The following is an 18,607-nucleotide window of genomic DNA, read 5'->3' on the forward strand; positions in this document are numbered from 1 at the left end:
TCATTTACCACGAATTCAAATCGCGGACAGCCGCGAGACGAATAGTCGCAGGGGATAATCGAACACTAGCTCAAAGGCTATCGCTTGCGCCAAGTCGATACCCTTACGTCTCAGGATGTGACCGCCTTTAGCGGGAATTCAAAGGAAGCAAAATGAGAGGGCCGGGCTACAAAACAATTAGCTCAGATCAGCCAATTGCGACAGGTTCACATCGAAGGAAACGGCCGGCACGGTGATCTGCCAGCGTTCAAGGACTTCGGGATGGACTTCGCCGATAACGCCGATGGGTTTGCCTGCGACGACGATGCGCCCTGCGCGGCCTTCTAGGAAGGACGGATGCTGGACCGGCTCCAAGCTGTACTCTTTACCCAAATGGTAGAACAGGATATCGAGGCATGAATGGATTTCCGAGAAGTGGGCAGTTGCATGAGCGATGACCGCACCCAACACCGTCTCCGTGCGCGAGCCTAGCTCATGCGTGGGATCAGGGATCGCCACATCGCCGGCTTCGAACAGACGGTGCGGATAGAAGGCTCGATTAGAGGCCGCTTCGACCCGCAGGAGAGAGGGCAACATCCATTGGCGCAGGCAGGAGAAGGTGAGAGTCATGGCATTCTCCACTTCGACCATCCGTCCCCACTCTGTCTCAGCCAGACGCATCGTATCGCGATAGCTTTCCGGTGATCCCATAATGTTGGAGATGATTTCCTGGAATCCCAACCCAACCATGAGCTCACGCGCCCGATCGGAAGTCTGCTCGATCCGCGAGAGCCCTCCCACGGTGAATTGCGCCGGCATGACCGGGGCGAATTCTCCATAGCCACGGCTGATCGCGACATCTTCGACCACATCCATCGCGTGCATCAGATCCTGCCGATAGGGCGGCAACTTCGCCTTAACCGCTCCCTTTCCCGCTGAGACCTCATAGCCATAGACTTCGAGCGCCTGCTTCACCACCTTCACACCGAGCTTCTGACCCAGTGCCTGCTCGATGGTCTTGAGCTGAATCGTTTTGGAATTTCCGAGATCCTGTGGCGTGACAACCCGTTTACCCAACGGGGTCGTTTTGGGATACTGCACTTCAATCGGTTCTATCGTGGCGCCGCGATCGGCAAGGTTGGCGGCAAAGATATTCAACGTGAGAACGACCATCAACTGATCGGTCCCGGTCACTTCGACAAACAATTCATCATCCCCCACCCGCACTTCCCCCACCTCCCGGCTGTTGATAATCGGCGGGAACGACAAGGGTTGATTCTTCGCGTCGCGGAGAATCGGCAAACGGCTTTGCCCGGCTAAGATATGCCCATGCTCCAATCCTTTTGGATGAACCATAAGGATTTCCGCCAGGGTCATCACGGTCTCCATCCCCAGCGGGGTGAACTTCGCCTGATCCGGCTTGACCAACTCATAGGTGACCGGGAACACAATCTTCGATAGTTGGTAGATCCCGATCGAGACGGTCTTTCGCTTGTGCCCGAAGATATCCGCCAGCTTCTCCTGCGTCTGAATGAGCTGGGCCAATCCTTCTTCGGTAACCCGGTACCCCCTGGCTGTGCACGCAGCGACATAGGGACGCACCTGTTCAAGTCCTGGTGCGACAATGAGAGCGTGCCCCTTCTTCGCCTTCTTAGAAAAGAAAGGATAGGGCTTGAGCTTCCCCTGTTGCTTGATACGGATTTGCCGGGCGATGCCCTCGCAACACCAGAGATCAGGCCGATTGCTGTCTTGCAATTCAATGCGCAACTCGCCGGTTTCCTGGTTATGCCCCTTGAGCTCACCCTTCACCAGCATCAGCCAGTCTTCCAATTGCTCGATCGAAACTGGCGAGACCGAGCCCTTGGCACGGCCGCCGAGGGCCAGCAGGGTTTCGAGATCGTCTTTGAAAATAGAAATCGTCGGCATGGCGTGCGCTAGAAGATGCCTCTTGTGGTCCGGATCAAGTCCAGATTGTCAGTGAATAATTCACGAATATCGTGAATGCCGAGCGCCACCATCGCCATGCGATCCAGCCCCAGCCCCCAGGCAATAACCGGCACGGTCACGCCCAACGGCAAGGTGACTTCAGCCCGAAACAACCCCGCTCCGCCCAGCTCCATCCACCCCAAGCGCGAATGCCGCACGTGCATCTCGACCGACGGTTCGGTAAAGGGGAAATAGGCCGGCAGGAATTTCACTTCCTTGGCCTGAGCCACTTCACGCGCAAAGAGATTCAGCAAGCCAAGCAGGGTACGGAAGTTAATGTCCTCGCCCAGCACAATGCCTTCGACCTGAAAAAAGTCGGTGGCATGCGTGGCATCGACTTGATCGTAGCGAAAGCAGCGGGCAATCGAAAAATATTTCCCTGGCACAGCCGGCACCGACGCCAGCGTCCTTGCCGAGACCGCGGTCCCCTGACTCCGCAAGACAAGCCGCTTTGCCCGTTCGGCATTGAACGCATACTTCCATCCGGTGGAGCCGGTCTTGCCGCCATCCTGATGAGCCTGCATCACGCGCGACAGAAACGGCTCCGCGATCTTCGCGGCATGCGTCGGATGCTTCACAAAGTACACGTCGTGAACATCGCGGGCCGGATGGAACTGCGGCATGAAGAGCGCGTCCATGTTCCAGAATTCCGTTTCCACCAACGAGCCGCGCATTTCCTGAAAGCCCATGCTCACGAGCTTCGTCTTCACGGTATCGAGAAATTCACGATAGGGATGCTTCTTCCCGGTCCCGATGCGGGGGGCGCGTAGACTGATGGTATATTTGCGGAACCGCTTATTCCGCCAGCTGCCGTCTTTCAACAGCTCAGGCGTCAACTGCGAAACTTCTTCCGCCACCCCCTCCTTGGCGAGGTGCTCCGCCGCTGCTACTCCGGCAGGAGAGAGCCTGAACGATCGAGTGACCCGATCATCCACACGGAATGGTTCTTTGGCGTTTCCACGCTTGACGGCATAATCTTCGATCACCTGGCGGTGCGCCTCGGGAAAACTCTTCAGCTCACGAGAGGCCTCGTTCACCTGTTGCAGTAACACACGGATCGCCTCAACCGTAGGGCTGGGGCGGCCAGTCGATTCAATACAGCCGCCCTGGACGATTAATAACACCCCTTCTTTTTTCAACCGTCCAACCGCTTTGCTGACATCGGACGGATCTAATCCATCCTGCGCTTGGAGATCGGGAATGGTCAGCCGCTTCCCTGTACTGGTCACCTCGCGCGCGGCCGAGAAGACTCGCTCAATCGGTGACGCGCCACTGACATATTGTTCGCCCACCTTCGTCAGGGACACGATCGGCGTCACGGTTTCAGCGTGGACCACGAGCAGGGACTTTGCGAGCAACCACTCGATCGCCATGCTCAGCTGAGACGGCTCTAATTCAGCGGCGGCGGCCAACGATTCAGTTTCCAGAACCGTGTCGGCGGGACGGGACCCGAGCGCGATGATGACTCTGATTTCAAGAGGATGCAGGCTGTCGATGAGTGCGGAAGTATTCACCCTGAATACCCTATCGAAGGGAAGCGGCGCGAGAGGTGGTGGTTGAGGCGGCCGGCTGCCCCGCGGTCCGCAGCGCCGCAATGGTGCCGGCATAGTCCCGGCTCGCAAAAATCGCCGAGCCTGCGACCAGAACAGTGGCTCCCGCCGCAATGATCTGCGCGGCATTGTCGGGTTTCACCCCGCCGTCGACTTCGAGTAACGCCCGGCTTTGGAGACGATCCAACATCTCCCGAATCGCGACGATCTTTTTCAAGACAGACGGAATAAACTTCTGCCCGCCGAATCCTGGATTCACCGACATGACTAAGACCAGATCGACGTCGGCTAAAATCTCCTGCAATACACTGACCGGCGTCGCAGGATTGAGCGTCACGCCCGCCTTGACGCCGCGCTCCTTGATCGATTGAATCGTCCGATGGAGATGGGGACAGGCTTCGACATGCACCGTGATGTAGTTAGCCCCGGCAGCCACAAATTCAGGAATAAACGTATCGGCATTGGTGATCATCAGGTGCACATCGAGCGGCAGCTTAGTGACCTTCTTGATCGACTCGATGACCGGAGGGCCAATGGTGAGGTTCGGCACGAAATGCCCGTCCATCACATCGATGTGAAGCAGATCCGCTCCGGCTTGTTCCACAGCCGCAATTTCATCAGCCAGACGCACAAAATCGGCGGCGAGGATCGAGGGGGAAATTAATACCGAACTGCTCATAGAGAACCTTGTATCTTTCTCAGCCGGACGGCATAGAACCCGTCCATACCGAGAGCATTTCCCATCGTGGACAGCGCACCCTGCTCCGTAACAAAGGGAAAAGCGGAAGCGGGAAGCCACGGCATGATGGACTCGCGAACACAATCTGAATGGTCCTGACAAAACCGGGCGATGACGGCTTCAGTCTCTTCCGGTTCCGTCGAGCAGGTACTATAGACCAGCACCCCGCCGGGCCGCAAGACAGAGGAAGCCCGTTCGAGGATCTCTCTCTGTAAAGTGTGATGACGGACAAACATCTCGGTATCTTTTTGACCCTTCGCATCAGGGTGGCGCCGCAATACCCCCATGCCGCTACACGGCGCATCAACCAGGATACGATCAAATACACCCGGCGACGGAATTTGTAGATCTGTTGCCTGGCGAGAGACCACCATCCCCAACTCTCTCGCATCTGCCACAAGTGGGGCAATAATCGTCGCACCAAGCCGCTGGCAGTTCTCCTTCAAGACCTGTAGTCGCGCGGCATGACGATCCATGGCCACGATCTGACCACGATTGGACATCAGCTCGGCCAGGTGAGTGGTCTTTCCTCCAGGGGCCGCACAGACATCGAGAATGTGTTCGTCAGGCTGTGGATCCAGTATGAGTGGAATAAGTTGCGCCGCTTCGTCTTCGACATAGAACAATCCGTCTTGAAATCCCGGGATCGTCGTGACGGCCCGCCCTTCTTCGAGAATCACCCCAACGGGGCTGACGGTTGTCTGTCGGGCGGCAATCCCCGCGCCGACGAGCTGTTCAAGAAATGCGTCACGGCCCACTCGCTGACGATTGACGCGCAGCGTCAAGGCCGGAACGGTGCTCACTGTTTGACAAGCGGCCTCCGCCCGCTCAACTCCCATCTGTTCGACCCAGCGGGCACAGAGCCACTGCGGCACCGCATAACGGATCGAGAGCGCTCCGGCCGGATCCGGTTGGAGCTCTGGGAACGGACGTTCCGGCAGACGCGTCACACTCCGTAACACAGCATTGACCAACCCGCTCCAATCTCGCCCGAGCTGGGCCTTGTTGGCCTTTGCCAGATTCACGGATTCGTTTACCGCCGCAGAAGCCGGGACACGATCCATATAAGCCAACTGATACATCCCCATCCGCAGTAGCATCTGCACCATCAGCGGGAGCCGGGGCAAGGGTTTCTTCAGTGCCGGCTCCAAACGCCAATCAAGCGTCTCCTGACGCCGCAACACTCCATAGACTAATTCCATGGCAAAGGCCCGATCACGGCTATCCATTGCCTGGCGATCCCACAAACGAGTGCACACTTCATCGAGTGGATCGCCTGATTTGTGCTGAGTCAACAGGACGGCCAGCGCGCGGGCCCTGGCAGAAGGGGGGAGAGATGGTTTTGAGGTGGGAGGAGAAGACATGATGCGGCCGATCACGCCGGCAATTCTGACAACGGCGGCTCTGCATCGAAATGCTGACCTACACTCACGCGGTGCCCCGCCAGATACTGCGCCACAGTAAGCCGCTTACTATTGGACGGTTGAATCTCTTCCAGCGCCAACACCCCGTCTCCCGTCGCAACCAGGATAGACTGCTTCGTCACCTCGATGATGGTGCCAGGCACGACATCCGGCTTGCCCGGGCTCTGAGTTGCGCTCCACACCATCCATCGCTCACGGCCGAGATAGCTATAGGCACCGGGCCAGGGAGAAAGACCACGGACGCGATTGGCAATGCTACTCGCACTCGCTGTCCAGTCAATCACTCCATCTTCTTTCTTCAAGGGCGGGGCCAGAGTGGCTAACGCATGATTCTGAACATGTGGGGTGATCGTTCCCGCCTTGAGTCGCGCGATGGTCTCGACCAACAACCTTCCTCCAAGTGCGGCCAGACGTGGCGCCAGCGATCCGGCGGTGTCTTGAGGAAAGATCGTCAGCGATTCCTGCAGGAGCATGGCGCCCGTATCCATCCCCTCATCCATCATCATGGTCGTGATGCCAGTCTCAGCCTCTCCGTTGATCACTGCCCATTGGACTGGTGCCGCTCCACGATACTTCGGCAGCAGCGAACCATGCACATTCACGCAGCCCATCGGTGGAAGCGTGAGAATCGGGCTATGGAGGATTCGTCCATAGGCCGTTACCGCGATCAAATCTGGCTTCCACGCTGCGAGGGCCGCGAGAAACTCAGGCACTCTGATTTTGGTGGGCTGGAGGAAGGGGATGCCCTCCCGCTGGGCCACAAGCTTGATCGGAGGTGGCGTCAAAACGTTGCCGCGACCTTTAGGCCGATCCGGTTGAGTGACGATGCCCACAACGTGGTCGTCAGATTTCAGCAGCGCCTCCAGTGAGGGGACGGCAAATTCCGGCGTGCCCATGAACACAATACGCATGCTATGGCTTTAACATCGCCCTGCACTGAATGCAACGGGGCGCAACTCAGCTTGACTTGCCGTTCAACGCTTTGTTAGTCTCCGTCTGCGGGGTGGAGCAGCCTGGTAGCTCGTTGGGCTCATAACCCAAAGGTCAGAGGTTCAAATCCTCTCCCCGCAACCACGAAACCGTACTCCTTCCCAGTCTTCGCAATTCCTTCTGGATTCGGTTGAATGCTTAACCGAGCCCGCTTTGTAAAACCAACCTCAGGGTAGCGACGGTAGGCCTCCTGGAAAGTGAGCCGATGTTTGCGGAGATGCTGAACGGTCAGTTTCGGAAAGGACTTGTTGCAGACAGGGCAATTAGGCCGCCCGTTTCCGATCTTGGCAACCCGAACGCTCTTGAGGGTCTCGTTCAGAAATTCACGCCCTATTCTCACGTCCGTCCGTAGCGCCGCGGGAAGATCGTTTACAAAGGCCTTAATCGCTTCGGGATCATACTTCGTCACTTCGATTTGTTCTTGTTTCTTCTTCCGCCCCTGCTCACTTTCCAACGTGTCTGCACGGCTCCAGAGACGCTGGTACGTGGCCAACGCTTCGTCAAGTGCTCTGCCCTGGAGGCGGCCTTGTCCAATGGCCCCCATGATGGTCTCTGCTTCCTTTCGCAAGGCATCCATTTGAGCACGGGTATCTCGATCATCCTCAGACTGATTGGACATGATTTGACTTGCGGCATCCCGAAGCAATTCGATGTACTGTGGTAAATGTGCTGCAAATTCACGGACAATGATCTCTTCGATCGTCTCTCGATGAATCCTGAGATCATTCTCACAGGTGCCTAGCACCACATGGTTGCGACAGGCATAGTAGTCCTTTGCGGCGATGCCGAGTCGGCCACTACACTGATCACAAACAAGCAAGCCTGAGAGCAAGTGGGTCGTCCGCTGCCGAGCATGTGTGAACAGCTTCTCCCGTGACGCCAATCGCATCTGCACGGCATCCCAGAGTTCTTGGTCGATAATTCGAAGCTCTTCAATCTCTCGCTGCTCCCATTGCTCGCGAGGGCGTAGACGACAAACACGACGGCCGGTTTCTGGGTGCTTACGCCATTCCCGTCGGTTGAAATAGAACAGACCTTGATACTTGCAGTTCTGTAACATCAAATAGATGGTATTCGGCCGCCACACTTTGCCTGTTGTTCGAGCATTTAACTTCTTCGCGATAGCTTTTTCACCTTCTCCATCTCGAAAGCGTGAAAAGATGTCTCGGACTGTTGTTGCTTCATTCGGCTCAATGGCCAGGCGATATCCGACAGGAATTGGCTGTCCACGCGGATCCGTTTTCCCTGATTCGTCAAACACGGGTTCAGAGCGATACCCATACGTCCGCCCACCTGTGGAAAGACCTTTCAAGAACTGCCCATCAAGTCCGCGCTTGGTCGTCTTGCGTAAATCGTCCAAGTACAGCTCATTGACCAAGCTTTTCACGGTCACGCTGATCTTTGTCGTCTCCTCACCGGTATCGATCCCGTCTGAAACCGCAATGACTCGGACACCGGCAAATTTCAGCCGCTTGATAATGGTGTCGGTGTCGCCCACATCCCGCGACAGCCGGGAAAGCTGATCAACCACGAGCGCCTCAAAGGCCGGGGGGATTGAGTGCGCAGCGTCCAGTGCGGCTTGCAAACCTTCTCGCGTTTTTGCACTCGCACCGGAGACAGCGGCGTCAGAAAATTCCCCGATAATTGCATGTCCATACCGTTCCGCCCAGCGTTGAACAACACGATGCTGATCGTCGATCGATGCCTCTCGCTGGTTGTCGGAACTATACCGACCGTAAAATGCAATTCTCATGATTGCCCCTTTCCATCACCAATTATCGTCACGGTGCACACGCGTCGCTGGCCCACTTGTCGAGTCTGCCGCTGAAACTTCTCTGGATGAGCAGCGACGTATAAGCGGAGACATTGTATCAGAGCCGGAATCCCCCTCGGAACAGCAGTTATTCGGGCAGATCCCATTGAATGGGGCGTTGTCATGTGGGTGTGGACTTTCTGTACTGCTCGACCTTTTCTCATTTCTTTCCTATGACTGCGGCGATCTAGCCCACTTCCATCTCATGAATGTGCAGGTGCTGGCTCAGATGGCCCGCATGCGCTCCCGTTCCCCCGTAGGCAACTCTTGTCTTTTCACGGAGCGAAGAAAGAGCTCTTCGATGGTTCGCTCAACGAGTGATGCCAGTCGGGAGGGAGGCAGGGCGTGGTACGCCACGGTGTGGATCTGGCCATATTCTCCAGCACTCTGAACCGCCCACTGAATAGAATCAGGATCGGATGATGGCCAGAAGTAGATTCCCATCGCGTAGTCATCCAGGCTGATTGCGACATGTGGAAGATCCACATCCAACTCAATAATTGGCGAGGCTGACACACCTTCCAACAAGAGAACATTGGCCGCATGGCGGATCATCGGCCCGAGCACCGTCTCGGCCACTGCACGAAAGCGCGGTTTCGCGAGGGCCGACGCCGTCACCACGTGGCCTTGGGCACGAACCTCACGAATACAGGCACGAAGCGCGTCGAACGGGGGATAGGTTGTCATCGAACACCTCCAGATATAGGGTTCAAGAAGTCTTCAGTAGTGGCCCGGGCCTTCCTTGGCCCGAGCCGTAAGGGCACGGATGAAACGGAACGGACTGTCGAGGTCAGGCATGCAGCGCGAGTTCCTCGATGCGAATCGAGAGGACCACCCGTTCGGTAACCGTCGGGGCGTCGGCGCGGTATAAATAGTCCAGAGACCCGAGGATCCGCAGGCGGGTGCCGGCCCGCATCGTGGCCAGCCAGTCTGCGACAGGGCTCATGGCAAACGCGTGGACGAAGTAGGTGTGCCGGATCATCGTGCCGGAAGCGCTCGCTTGCAGTTTGCCTTCAATCGCGAGCACCACCACGGCTACTAATTCGCCCGTGGCTCCCACCAGTAAGTCAGGCTCCTGGACAAGCGTACCGGTCACTGAGAGCGCATTGAGATCGGTGAGGGGCCAGGTATTGGTGGGGTCAGAGCTCAGCTGTGTATCCATAAGGACCTCCTATGGGAAAGGGTTAATGATGACCAGCGAACCAGAGCTGGCCCGCGTTGGGGTGAGGAGCGGGTTATCGTTCTGAGGGAATTGCGTGATTCGGTAGGTGTCGAAGCAAATTCTGGAAACGTATGGCGAGGACATCCAAGGCGCCGGAGAATCCCTCCGGTCCGGCGGTCACATCAAGGCGCGCGAGCAGTTCGCGCGTCTGCACGTTGACGCAGGACACGCTCACGCCGGATTGGTTCGCGTCGGAGGAGCCAGTAGTGATGAGGACCAGTACCGTGGCCGCGCGCCAATGGCCCGGTCCGATGGCCAGGTCGTCTTCGACGAGGCCAGTGAGGTTCTGTTCAAGTTCTCGCAGGACGAGGGGTTGTTGGGCCTCCGAGGCCACGACGGTCAAACCCTGCTGCACGAGCAAATCTTGTATGGTGCTGACGGGATCGGGCCGCGCCGCAGGCAGAGATTCGGTCCCGATCTTGAACACCAGTGAGCGGGGCCACCGGCTGCGAGGTGCCATGACGGGCGTCCCCATCTGTACCGCCGCCTCAAGCTGCTCGGCGGTGACCTCAACAGGCCATCGACGTAGCACCTGATCGCGATGCCACGCGACCAGTTCAATCCGGCCACGCGGCACCGTCGTGAACGAGACCTCGTGCTGCTGTAATGCCGTGGCCAGATGACTCACCCGAACGATGGCTCGTCCGTCTGCCGTGACGGGATATGGCACGCTGACCTCACGTGTCCCCTGCCAGGAGAGGGTGACGCGCCCTTCTGTGAAAGGACGCGAATCCGATTCCAGCTTGTGCTCGACGACCGTTTCGACATCCTTTACTTTTTGATCAGTGCGGACGATCGACAACGCCATCAGGCAACTCGTGAAGGTGAAGTCCACCAACGCCTTCCGTTGTTCAAATTGGCGCGTAGGATCTGGAATGCTGGCAACTGCGCTCCAGAACCAGCCCCACACGGAAGATGGGCAGGCGAACATCCCCGCTGGAATTGCGAAAGGATTCAGGTAGTACGAATGCTCCTCTTTCCGTTCGGTTCGCACGATCTCGACATGACGGAGCAAGGGCTCAGTCAGACTGACGGTCCATCCCTGATGGTCCGGATGAATCACGAGGTGACCACCAGGCACCCCCTGTGACGTGACGGCGGATTCCTGCCTGAGGGTCGGACCAGGGATCACCCGATCGGTGACCGTGAGGCAGGATGTCTGATTAAAGAGGAGCCAGATCAGGAAGAGATAGTACGGAGCGCGCGTGTGATGCATGAGAGGTTTCTCCCTGTGAGAATGATCGGATTATCGGAATCCATTGCAGAGATGCGGTTGGATCAACCTTCACTGTTGGCCGCGATGGCTCGCGGTGTTTGGAGTGCAGCTATCGACATGCTGTCGGGATGGTCGGTGAGGCCGTTCTCTGGGCTCGACCCGGTATCCGAATCAGGAGTAGGCGAGAAGCAGCACCGCTAGGAGGGTCGTCACTGCCCCTCCCACAGAATCCATTGCTGCTGGCTCGAGGCAAGAGATGGCACGGAGGCTCCTCGGGTGACCTATCACTTCGTGAGGAGACGGGTTTGAGAGAACGACAGTGGTGATCAGGAGGCGTGAACCAAGATCACAAGGTTATATATGTTTATGAACTAGCGAAGGGACATCCGCGGAATGTGACATTTTAGGGAAAAACTGACCGCCATGTCGGCGGCAGAACCCAGAAGAAGGCGGAGACCATGAGTTGGCTCCACCCTATAACAGTCCTACTCAGGTAAGAACTGCATAGCTTTATCGATATTAGAATGCGAAGGAGCCATCGACTGGGAAAGAAAGTCATGTATTGTTGCAGTAATTCCTATACTAGAGAAGTCGCATTTGCCTTGCCTGGCTCTAACTCAAAGTTCAGGCAATCAAAATAAGCCAGGTAATGATTTGGGGGCGGTTAACGGAGGGTGATGATCGCACTCACCTGATCACTAAGTTTCCGTGCTTCGATGCGAACAGGCAAGTCTGAAAGACTTGAGCCATTTGAAGCCGTCCATATCCCCAGTCGCTCATCAGCATTTTGATCCATGCTTCCCAGTACTGAGTGAAAGGTGTGATGGATAACCGACGACGAGGGGATACGATAATTCCATGGAATAAAAAGTCCAGCGTTTTTTGCGGCCCGATTCCATCTAGGATTGGCTCGCAATGCCCAGCTGGTGGATCCTGGACCTGAAACCTGGCCGGCTTTTGAGGCATATCGTGCGGTGAGATATATGGCTGGAGATTCGTTCTGCTCCACCATTGCGATCGCGGTTGCTGTCCAGCTTGCCTCTGTGCATACGTGCATCCGAAGATCATCGATCAGGTGAAAGCATGGTCGACCATACCTGCATTGGAGCCGTACGAGCCACGGGCTGAAGATCGGCGAGTAGAATGCCAATTCACCACTGATTCGATCAATCAGTTGTTCTTCCGCCACATTCTTTGATGCATGGGTACGTCTGAATACGAAGCTCAGCTGCCTGGGAGAGAGACAAAGTAGATGGGAGCCTTCGTGACGCTTGCCGAAGTAGATACGTGTTGCCCGGCTACCGCGACCGTCGATCACCGCAAGGTGTCGTTTCATGCCTACACCGGCATGTTTCAGCTTTATGGTGATCGCTTCGGTCCCTCTTGCGAATTCCTCCTTTAGGGTCGCGAAAATTGTTTCGCCGTGTCCGGTTTGTTCAGCTATGAGATTATCGAGTTCTGCGTCGTTTTGGACAACGATGTGTTGGACATCCAATTTATTGTCAATCAATTGATGCAACCGCGGTAGATCTAGTTTTCCCTTGAAACTTTCGACCCACGACGCTACCCGTTCGCGACAGTGCGCTAGAATCGCTTCTGCTGGATCCTCACTCGTAAGTCCAAGATCCTTGGCTAGCTTGATAACATCTGGGGCTTCTCTGAGCCGTCCCATAGCATGTGTTCCATTAGTCGAGATGTGCTCGTACCTTGTTATAGAAATCGATCCAGCTCTTTCGTGTCATCTGCGGCTTCCCCTCTGGATTTCGTCTGGCTATGAGCGAGTTCCATGCATCGAGAACAGCCACTACGTTGCGATAGGGCCAATGCATTTCTTCAGCTGCCTCGGCCAGTTCTCTGGGAATCGTGACGGGTGTCGGAGGGCCGTCAGAATTCTGTCCCTCGCCCTTCATGATGAAATCAAGAGAAGCTCCGAGGACATCGGCAATCTCAAGCAGCTTTTCTGAACTCGGGTTACGTCGATCGTTCTCCACCTCGCTAATGAAACTCTTGCTGACACCTGCTTCCTGAGCCAAGCGATCTTGCGTCCAATCCCGCTTCTCCCGGAGATACTTAATTCTCGAACCGATTGTCCCCATCGCCGCACCTTCGTGATATGTGGTTGTCATACTCACAGCTACGCCTCCTTTCAGGAGAATTTCATCCAAGAACTGCTAGTATGATCTAAGTAATTGAAATAATAGATAAACAAAATAATATATGGGTACTTGAATGTTCACTAATTCATATTATATACTGATCGAGTTAACTTTTACATGACGGTAGCTCTTCACTTTTTAACCCTGTCAGACAAAAGAGTCAAGCGGTCTCGGCTGAATGACCGTGAGGGAAGGAAGGTTCCATGCCATGGCAAGAGAGCACGTTAATCATAGCGATCTCGTACGATTCGCACAGGAGAAGGTAAATCTTCCCAAAGACAGGGCCGATGCATATCGCACTCAGGCACGCGGCTTACGAGACAAGCTCGAAAACTACCTGAACGAGCATCCCGACTTCACACTCAAAAAGATGATGCTGTCCGGAAGCCTTGCCAAGGGCACGGCGTTGCGTTCCCTAAACGACATCGATGTTGCCTGCTACATCAGCGGCGCAGATGCGCCTAACGATGTCGCAGCCTTGCTTCAGTATCTCGCCGAACGTCTACGTAAGGCGTATCCGAATTTTTCTCCGGACCAAGTGAAAGCCCAAACATACAGTGTCACGGTATCCTTTCGGGGAACAGGGCTAGACGTTGATGTCGTGCCGATTCTCTATACTGGAGACCCCCAATGGCGTGGCAATCTTGTCAGCCAGGATGATGGCTCTTTCCTTGAGACCAGCATCCCGCTCCACCTTGATTTCACCCGCAAGCGCAAAGACGCACAGGAAACTCACTTTGCACAGACTGTGCGGCTGATTAAATTTTGGGCACAGAAGATGAAACGTGAGAACCAAGACTTCAGGCTTAAGTCCTTTATGATCGAAATGATTCTGGCCCATCTTTCCGACAAAGGTCTCAAGTTTTCCGATTACCCGGAAGCGCTGCAACACTTCTTCACTTATGTCGCGAAGACCAATCTCCATGAGCGCATCGTGTTTGAGGACTACTACAAATCCTCGCAGGTGGGTTCATTCAAGGAGCCTGTACAGATAATCGATCCGGTCAATGCCAAGAACAATGTCAGCCGGCTCTACACCACTACACAGGTCACTGCAATCGTAGATGCGGCCCTGGATGCGGGCGATGCTGTTGAGGCAGCTCTGAGGGCCCCCACCAAACAAGAAACCGTCTACTACTGGCAGAAAGTCTTTGGCGCAACATTTCAGATATAAGGAGAACTATGAGTACCAGCTTTACCCTTTCCGAGACGACCAGCTTCACAGTCGCACATGCCAAACATATGGCAGCCAAAGTCGCAACTGACCTCAAGCGGTTGCAAGGGTTCTATGGCGATCCGCCTGATCTCCTTATTGATCAGTTCGAAAAAGAAGTCATCGAACTTCTCAAGGGGGGATACCTGGGAAAGGTCACGTACGGTTTTAAGCGCAACGGAAACTGGATCGAACCGACTCTTCAATACACTGCCCGCGATCTCTCAGGAGTCTTCGCAAATGACGACGATCCGGGGCGTATTCGACCAGGCAAGGATATCTCCAACGCGACCTTTTACAGCTACCTTACTTATAGTAACGCCTGGAATAACCTGTCGCAGGCCGAAAGAGAGGTCTTCGAAAACCACCTTCCTTTCAAGAGGGGAGGTGCAGCCGAACCAGGAGTCACCGGGTATCTGAACAGCGATCGAACATATTCCTCGGGTGGCCGGGCACTTGATCGCGCCAGCGTCAGGAGCTTCTGATGACCACACGTCCTCCGCTCGATGAACTCTTTGAACGGCGCCTCACATACCCCGATGTTGACGCGATGGATCGTCTTGCCCGCCTTGTCGGCCTTGACGACCACAAATCCCGTCTCACGAAAATTCTCGGCCTTCTCGTCAATCCCCACGGACTGGAAACATGGGCCAAGAAGCACCACCACGGAGCAACGGACCTCCTGAATACAGTTTTACGACGGCCGCCCCTCGTTGTTCTTGCAGGTGATGTAGGATCCGGAAAATCAGAACTGGCCGAAACCATCGGCGATGCTGTGGCACGACAGGAAAAAATCGAGATTACTCTTTTCCCGCTTAGCCTCTCTACCCGCGGACAAGGACGGGTCGGGGAAATGACACAGCTCTTATCAGCCGCGTTCGATTACACAGTCGAAGAAGCCACCAAACTGAAAGGTACCTCTAACCGATCGCGAGGCGCTATTCTACTTCTCGTCGATGAGGCAGACGCCATCGCGCAATCAAGAGAAGCCGCCCAGATGCATCACGAAGACCGCGCTGGCGTGAATGCATTCATTCGCGGCATCGACCGTATCGGCAACGGTCGCCTTCCCGCCGCCGTCATCATGTGTACTAACAGACTCGGAGCGCTCGACCCTGCCGTGAAACGGCGAGCGGCAGACATTCTCGCCTTTGACCGCCCCAATGAGTTGCAACGTCATGCAGTCCTGGACCGGCCACTCAAGCAGCTTGGCTTTTCACAAACGAGCATAACCGCAATCGTGACTGCCACGGGTGTTGTTAAGGGGCGTGCTCACGGCTTCACCTTTTCAGATCTGACTCAGCGCCTTCTCCCTGCCATTGTATTGGATGCATACCCTGATCAAGCTGTCGTCCCTCAGCGCGCGCTAGCAATTGCAGAATCGATAATGCCAACACCTCCATTCCAAGAAAAGGTCATAGAATGACGTGGCCATTTCACCGCTCATGCCGCTGATGGCAATGAGACGGTATCGAGTGAGCATCTCAATGTCCGGACTGTATAGCGCTGATATTTGCCATCGAGTTTCAAACATGCCTGATCAACTGCAGATTCGTTTTTAGGAAAATGAGCCTTATGGAGCACCCTACCCAAATCTTATTCATTCTAAACGTTGATGGAGATGTTTCCGAATCGGAGGTACTCCCACTCCTCACTCCCAATCGATACGAGCTTCTTCCCTTTCGTCTCAGCGACTTTGGCGCCGTAGCTGTCCTGCGTGAAGGTGGAAAACGATTGCCGGTAGATTGGGATGGTCATGCCGATGCCATCGAGCGAATGATTTCGGTTGCGCGAGACAAGAATCGCGAACTCGGGCGACCTGCCGAATTCTATGCTACCGGGCTAGCACCCCTTCCTCTTTTCGCACATCTCGGGTGTGAGTTGTCTGCATGGGCAGCCCCCCTGGTGCTCCTCAATCGTCGAAAAGCGGAGCAGTGGGATGTGTTGCCGCTCGTTGGGTCGGAAGTAGGAAAGAGCGGCCAGGTTTTTGATGTCATGGAAGGTCTTTCGACAGGTGGGCCTGCAGTAGGAACTGGACACGTCGCATTGTTTGTCTCGACGATCGGTCAGCCAGCACCACAGGACGCAATCAGAACTGCGTTACGTGAGGACGGAAAGGGTCTCGCTGGGGTGGTCGAGATAAGAACCAGTAGCCTCCGATATCTTGATAGTACAAATTCTGCGAATGCCTCAGAGCAACTGACGATGTTCCTGTCACAAATCGCAGGAGCCTACCCGCATGCTGCAGGAGTCGCTGTGTTTATTGCTGGTCCTGCTCCGCTCGCTCATATCGTCGGACGAGCAATAAACCCCAATCAATTTGCCGAGATCTTATTCGCTTATTATGAGGCGCCTCGCTATGAGATTGTTCTGCGACGGCCACGGCCAGGGAGACGTGTTCGACCGATCAGTATGGAACAGAGCGATAAACTTGTGCGAACGAGTGTCCTGGAAGAAATGAAGAAGGGAATTGAGGATATCCGTGTGACGGTCCAAGCAGAAGATCTTCCTGAGTTCATGGGGAGCGAAGGCAAGTCCCAGTTCCTGAATAATCTACAGAGAGTTGCCTTGCCGAGTTGTCCAGAGGGTGAGTCCTTTGAGCTCCACATGCTTCAGGGACGAATGATTCTGGGGCATGGTCTTCTCGAAGCCCTTCGAGACTGCAGTCTGGAAAGTGTCCGTCGTATTGCTGCGCTGTTCTTCCTCCATGAAGTCTATCATTTTGATCAAAACCTGCAGTCAACCAACTATCTCAATATTGGGCGGGCCGGTGTCGTGTTGGAAGAACTCGATTTTTGGGCTGACGCCGTCGCGGTTTGCGCCATGACCAGGCGAGACATTCGCCTTAGCCAACCCGACGATCGTGATGCAGCCAGTCGCTGCCTTTCTACAAATGTGGAGGGGGTGCTGAGTGGCATCGAGGCGTTCGATCGATTCGAGCATGGAGATCGTATTGATCGGCTGGCAGAACGACGTCTTCGCCGGTACTTGATATGGCACCTTCAGCTAGCACGTGCACGAACGCGACTTGGAACTGGCGAAGAGGTTCAGCGCATGCTCACTGAACGTTTGATTGTGGAACTTGCTCCCCTCGTTGGTCCGGTTGATGTTCGTTCAGAAAAAATTGTCAGCCGACCGCTTCCCACAACTGAACTCTATGTCGTGTTAGGGAAAAGGCTCTTCCGTTTTCCGCCCAATGCCTACGTCGACCCTGGAGTCATCATCGAATCCGTTCGTAGTTTTGCTCGTGAAACTCTTGCGTCCACTATGGATTATGTTGTGGGCCAGCATGGTCAGGACTTTGCCCCCTGGGTTCTGAAAACGCGGTAGAAACATCGGATCCTCCGCGAGCTTAGGAAATTATTTCAACTGAGGTTAGTACATGGCAGCAGAAGAATTCTTGTCGAATCTTGCCAGAAAGTGGGAGCCTACAGAGTTGCAAAAGCAAGAGGTGGCTGCTAGCCAGCGTCACCTTCGAGAACTCCTCCACGAGTCGAGACTCCCCGTACTGGATTCGTATCTCTCTGGATCATATTCCCGAGACACCGCACTGCGCCCTATCGACGATGTTGATATTGTGTTTATCGTAGAGCCCTCTCACTGGAGTCAGTGGCCGTCATTGTGGCGTCCTGAACCATATGAAGTACTCGACAGCTTTGCGAGGGCCATTCGTCATCGGTATACACTGTCGTCAGTGTATGGGCAGCGGCGGTCTGTAAACCTTCGTCTTTCAGATCTTGACATAGATGTGGTTCCTGCGTTGAGTGCAAACGAACACTCATCAGCGATCTATGTCCCGGACCGTCAAGCAAGGACATGGATTTTAAGCAATCCCAAAGAACATGCGCGACAAGCGACACAAGTAAATCGATCTCGAGATGGACAGCTAAAACCTTTAGTCAAACTGCTTAAGCTTTGGAATCGTCAATTGCCGTCGACGGCGCAGGTAAAGTCGTTTCTATTGGAAACTATGGCCCTTCGTATTTTTAGGCGGTATGGGATTCCGTCGCTTGAAGAGGGCCTTGTGAGGTTTTGGGACCATATGGCCTATGCCGCAGGCGAGGATACGGTACTCCAGTGGGAGTCGGTAGGAATCGGCCTATCTGGGTGGTCAACATCTGTGCCTGATGTAGCGGAAACGGGAGGTGATGTTGCTGGAGGCCTTGATTCGGAGTGTCGTCAAAAGTTTGTACAACGAGCGATCAGCTCACGAGACAAAGCACTAGCGAGCCTACGGGCTAGAAACAACTCGTATGCTGTAGATCACTGGAAGCGTGCGTTTCATCTTCTTTGATCAGTCGTCCCAACAAAGGAAGGAC

Annotated in this window: 16 protein-coding genes and 1 tRNA gene; 6 read left to right on the plus strand and 11 right to left on the minus strand. The window is 55.0% G+C overall.

All coding sequences use genetic code 11. From position 1 onward, the window contains the following. Nucleotides 1-177: 177 nt before the first annotated feature. The 5 genes from pheT to fmt are packed head-to-tail and all read right to left on the minus strand — an operon-like array spanning nt 178 to nt 6,589. Entirely contained in the window at nt 178-1,905 is a 1,728-nt protein-coding gene (pheT, locus tag NITLEN_RS04655) for a phenylalanine--tRNA ligase subunit beta (protein WP_121988393.1), read from the minus strand. Between the two features lie 8 nt (nt 1,906-1,913). Continuing rightward, entirely contained in the window at nt 1,914-3,479 is a 1,566-nt protein-coding gene (pheS, locus tag NITLEN_RS04660) for a phenylalanine--tRNA ligase subunit alpha (protein WP_181416632.1), read from the minus strand. Nucleotides 3,480-3,489: 10 nt separating this feature from the next. Continuing rightward, complete coding sequence (gene rpe / locus NITLEN_RS04665) at nt 3,490-4,194, minus strand: ribulose-phosphate 3-epimerase (protein WP_121988395.1); 705 nt, start codon at nt 4,192-4,194, stop codon at nt 3,490-3,492. Continuing rightward, complete coding sequence (gene rsmB / locus NITLEN_RS04670) at nt 4,191-5,618, minus strand: 16S rRNA (cytosine(967)-C(5))-methyltransferase RsmB (protein WP_245924387.1); 1,428 nt, start codon at nt 5,616-5,618, stop codon at nt 4,191-4,193. Before rsmB ends, rpe begins: the two co-directional genes overlap by 4 nt. Before the next feature lie 11 nt (nt 5,619-5,629). After that, nucleotides 5,630-6,589 (minus strand): methionyl-tRNA formyltransferase, encoded by a 960-nt coding sequence (gene fmt, locus NITLEN_RS04675; protein ID WP_121988397.1) that lies wholly within the window; start codon nt 6,587-6,589, stop codon nt 5,630-5,632. Nucleotides 6,590-6,675: 86 nt separating this feature from the next. On the opposite strand from fmt, the gene NITLEN_RS04680 reads away from it, so the two are divergent. Further along, a tRNA-Met gene (locus tag NITLEN_RS04680) sits at nt 6,676-6,752 on the plus strand. Here the strand turns inward: NITLEN_RS04680 and NITLEN_RS18790 are convergent. The 6 genes from NITLEN_RS18790 to NITLEN_RS04720 form a co-directional block, all read right to left on the minus strand. Then, nucleotides 6,709-8,421: a recombinase family protein gene (locus NITLEN_RS18790; RefSeq protein ID WP_425464136.1), complete on the minus strand. Its 1,713-nt coding sequence runs from the start codon at nt 8,419-8,421 to the stop codon at nt 6,709-6,711. The genes NITLEN_RS04680 and NITLEN_RS18790 overlap by 44 nt on opposite strands. A 285-nt stretch (nt 8,422-8,706) precedes the next feature. Further along, the gene (locus NITLEN_RS04695) at nt 8,707-9,168 is read right to left on the minus strand and encodes a hypothetical protein (protein WP_121988398.1); all 462 of its coding nucleotides are present in this window, start codon (nt 9,166-9,168) and stop codon (nt 8,707-8,709) included. Between the two features lie 103 nt (nt 9,169-9,271). Continuing rightward, the gene (locus NITLEN_RS04700; RefSeq protein ID WP_121988399.1) at nt 9,272-9,643 is read right to left on the minus strand and encodes a single-stranded DNA-binding protein; all 372 of its coding nucleotides are present in this window, start codon (nt 9,641-9,643) and stop codon (nt 9,272-9,274) included. A gap of 73 nt (nt 9,644-9,716) precedes the next feature. Continuing rightward, nucleotides 9,717-10,919 (minus strand): hypothetical protein, encoded by a 1,203-nt coding sequence (locus tag NITLEN_RS04705; RefSeq protein WP_121988400.1) that lies wholly within the window; start codon nt 10,917-10,919, stop codon nt 9,717-9,719. Between the two features lie 664 nt (nt 10,920-11,583). Then, nucleotides 11,584-12,591: a hypothetical protein gene (locus NITLEN_RS04715; protein ID WP_121988402.1), complete on the minus strand. Its 1,008-nt coding sequence runs from the start codon at nt 12,589-12,591 to the stop codon at nt 11,584-11,586. A gap of 13 nt (nt 12,592-12,604) precedes the next feature. Further along, complete coding sequence (locus tag NITLEN_RS04720; RefSeq protein ID WP_080879214.1) at nt 12,605-13,045, minus strand: helix-turn-helix domain-containing protein; 441 nt, start codon at nt 13,043-13,045, stop codon at nt 12,605-12,607. Between the two features lie 238 nt (nt 13,046-13,283). On the opposite strand from NITLEN_RS04720, the gene NITLEN_RS04725 reads away from it, so the two are divergent. The 5 genes from NITLEN_RS04725 to NITLEN_RS18795 all read left to right on the plus strand — a co-directional run bounded on the left by NITLEN_RS04725 (nt 13,284) and on the right by NITLEN_RS18795 (nt 18,582). Next, nucleotides 13,284-14,249, plus strand: coding sequence for a CBASS oligonucleotide cyclase (locus NITLEN_RS04725; RefSeq protein WP_121988403.1), 966 nt, complete (start codon nt 13,284-13,286; stop codon nt 14,247-14,249). Between the two features lie 8 nt (nt 14,250-14,257). Then, nucleotides 14,258-14,773, plus strand: a complete 516-nt coding sequence (locus NITLEN_RS04730; RefSeq protein WP_121988404.1) for an HORMA-1 domain-containing protein — start codon at nt 14,258-14,260, stop codon at nt 14,771-14,773. Then, complete coding sequence (locus NITLEN_RS04735; RefSeq protein WP_121988405.1) at nt 14,773-15,714, plus strand: AAA family ATPase; 942 nt, start codon at nt 14,773-14,775, stop codon at nt 15,712-15,714. The genes NITLEN_RS04730 and NITLEN_RS04735 overlap by 1 nt, the downstream gene beginning before the upstream one ends. Before the next feature lie 149 nt (nt 15,715-15,863). Further along, nucleotides 15,864-17,618, plus strand: a complete 1,755-nt coding sequence (locus tag NITLEN_RS17835; protein ID WP_146216099.1) for a hypothetical protein — start codon at nt 15,864-15,866, stop codon at nt 17,616-17,618. 52 nt (nt 17,619-17,670) lie between these two features. Continuing rightward, nucleotides 17,671-18,582 (plus strand): nucleotidyltransferase domain-containing protein, encoded by a 912-nt coding sequence (locus NITLEN_RS18795; RefSeq protein WP_159450764.1) that lies wholly within the window; start codon nt 17,671-17,673, stop codon nt 18,580-18,582. Nucleotides 18,583-18,607 lie beyond the last annotated feature (25 nt).

The organism is Nitrospira lenta (assembly GCF_900403705.1).
Classification (GTDB): Bacteria; Nitrospirota; Nitrospiria; order Nitrospirales; family Nitrospiraceae; genus Nitrospira_D; species Nitrospira_D lenta.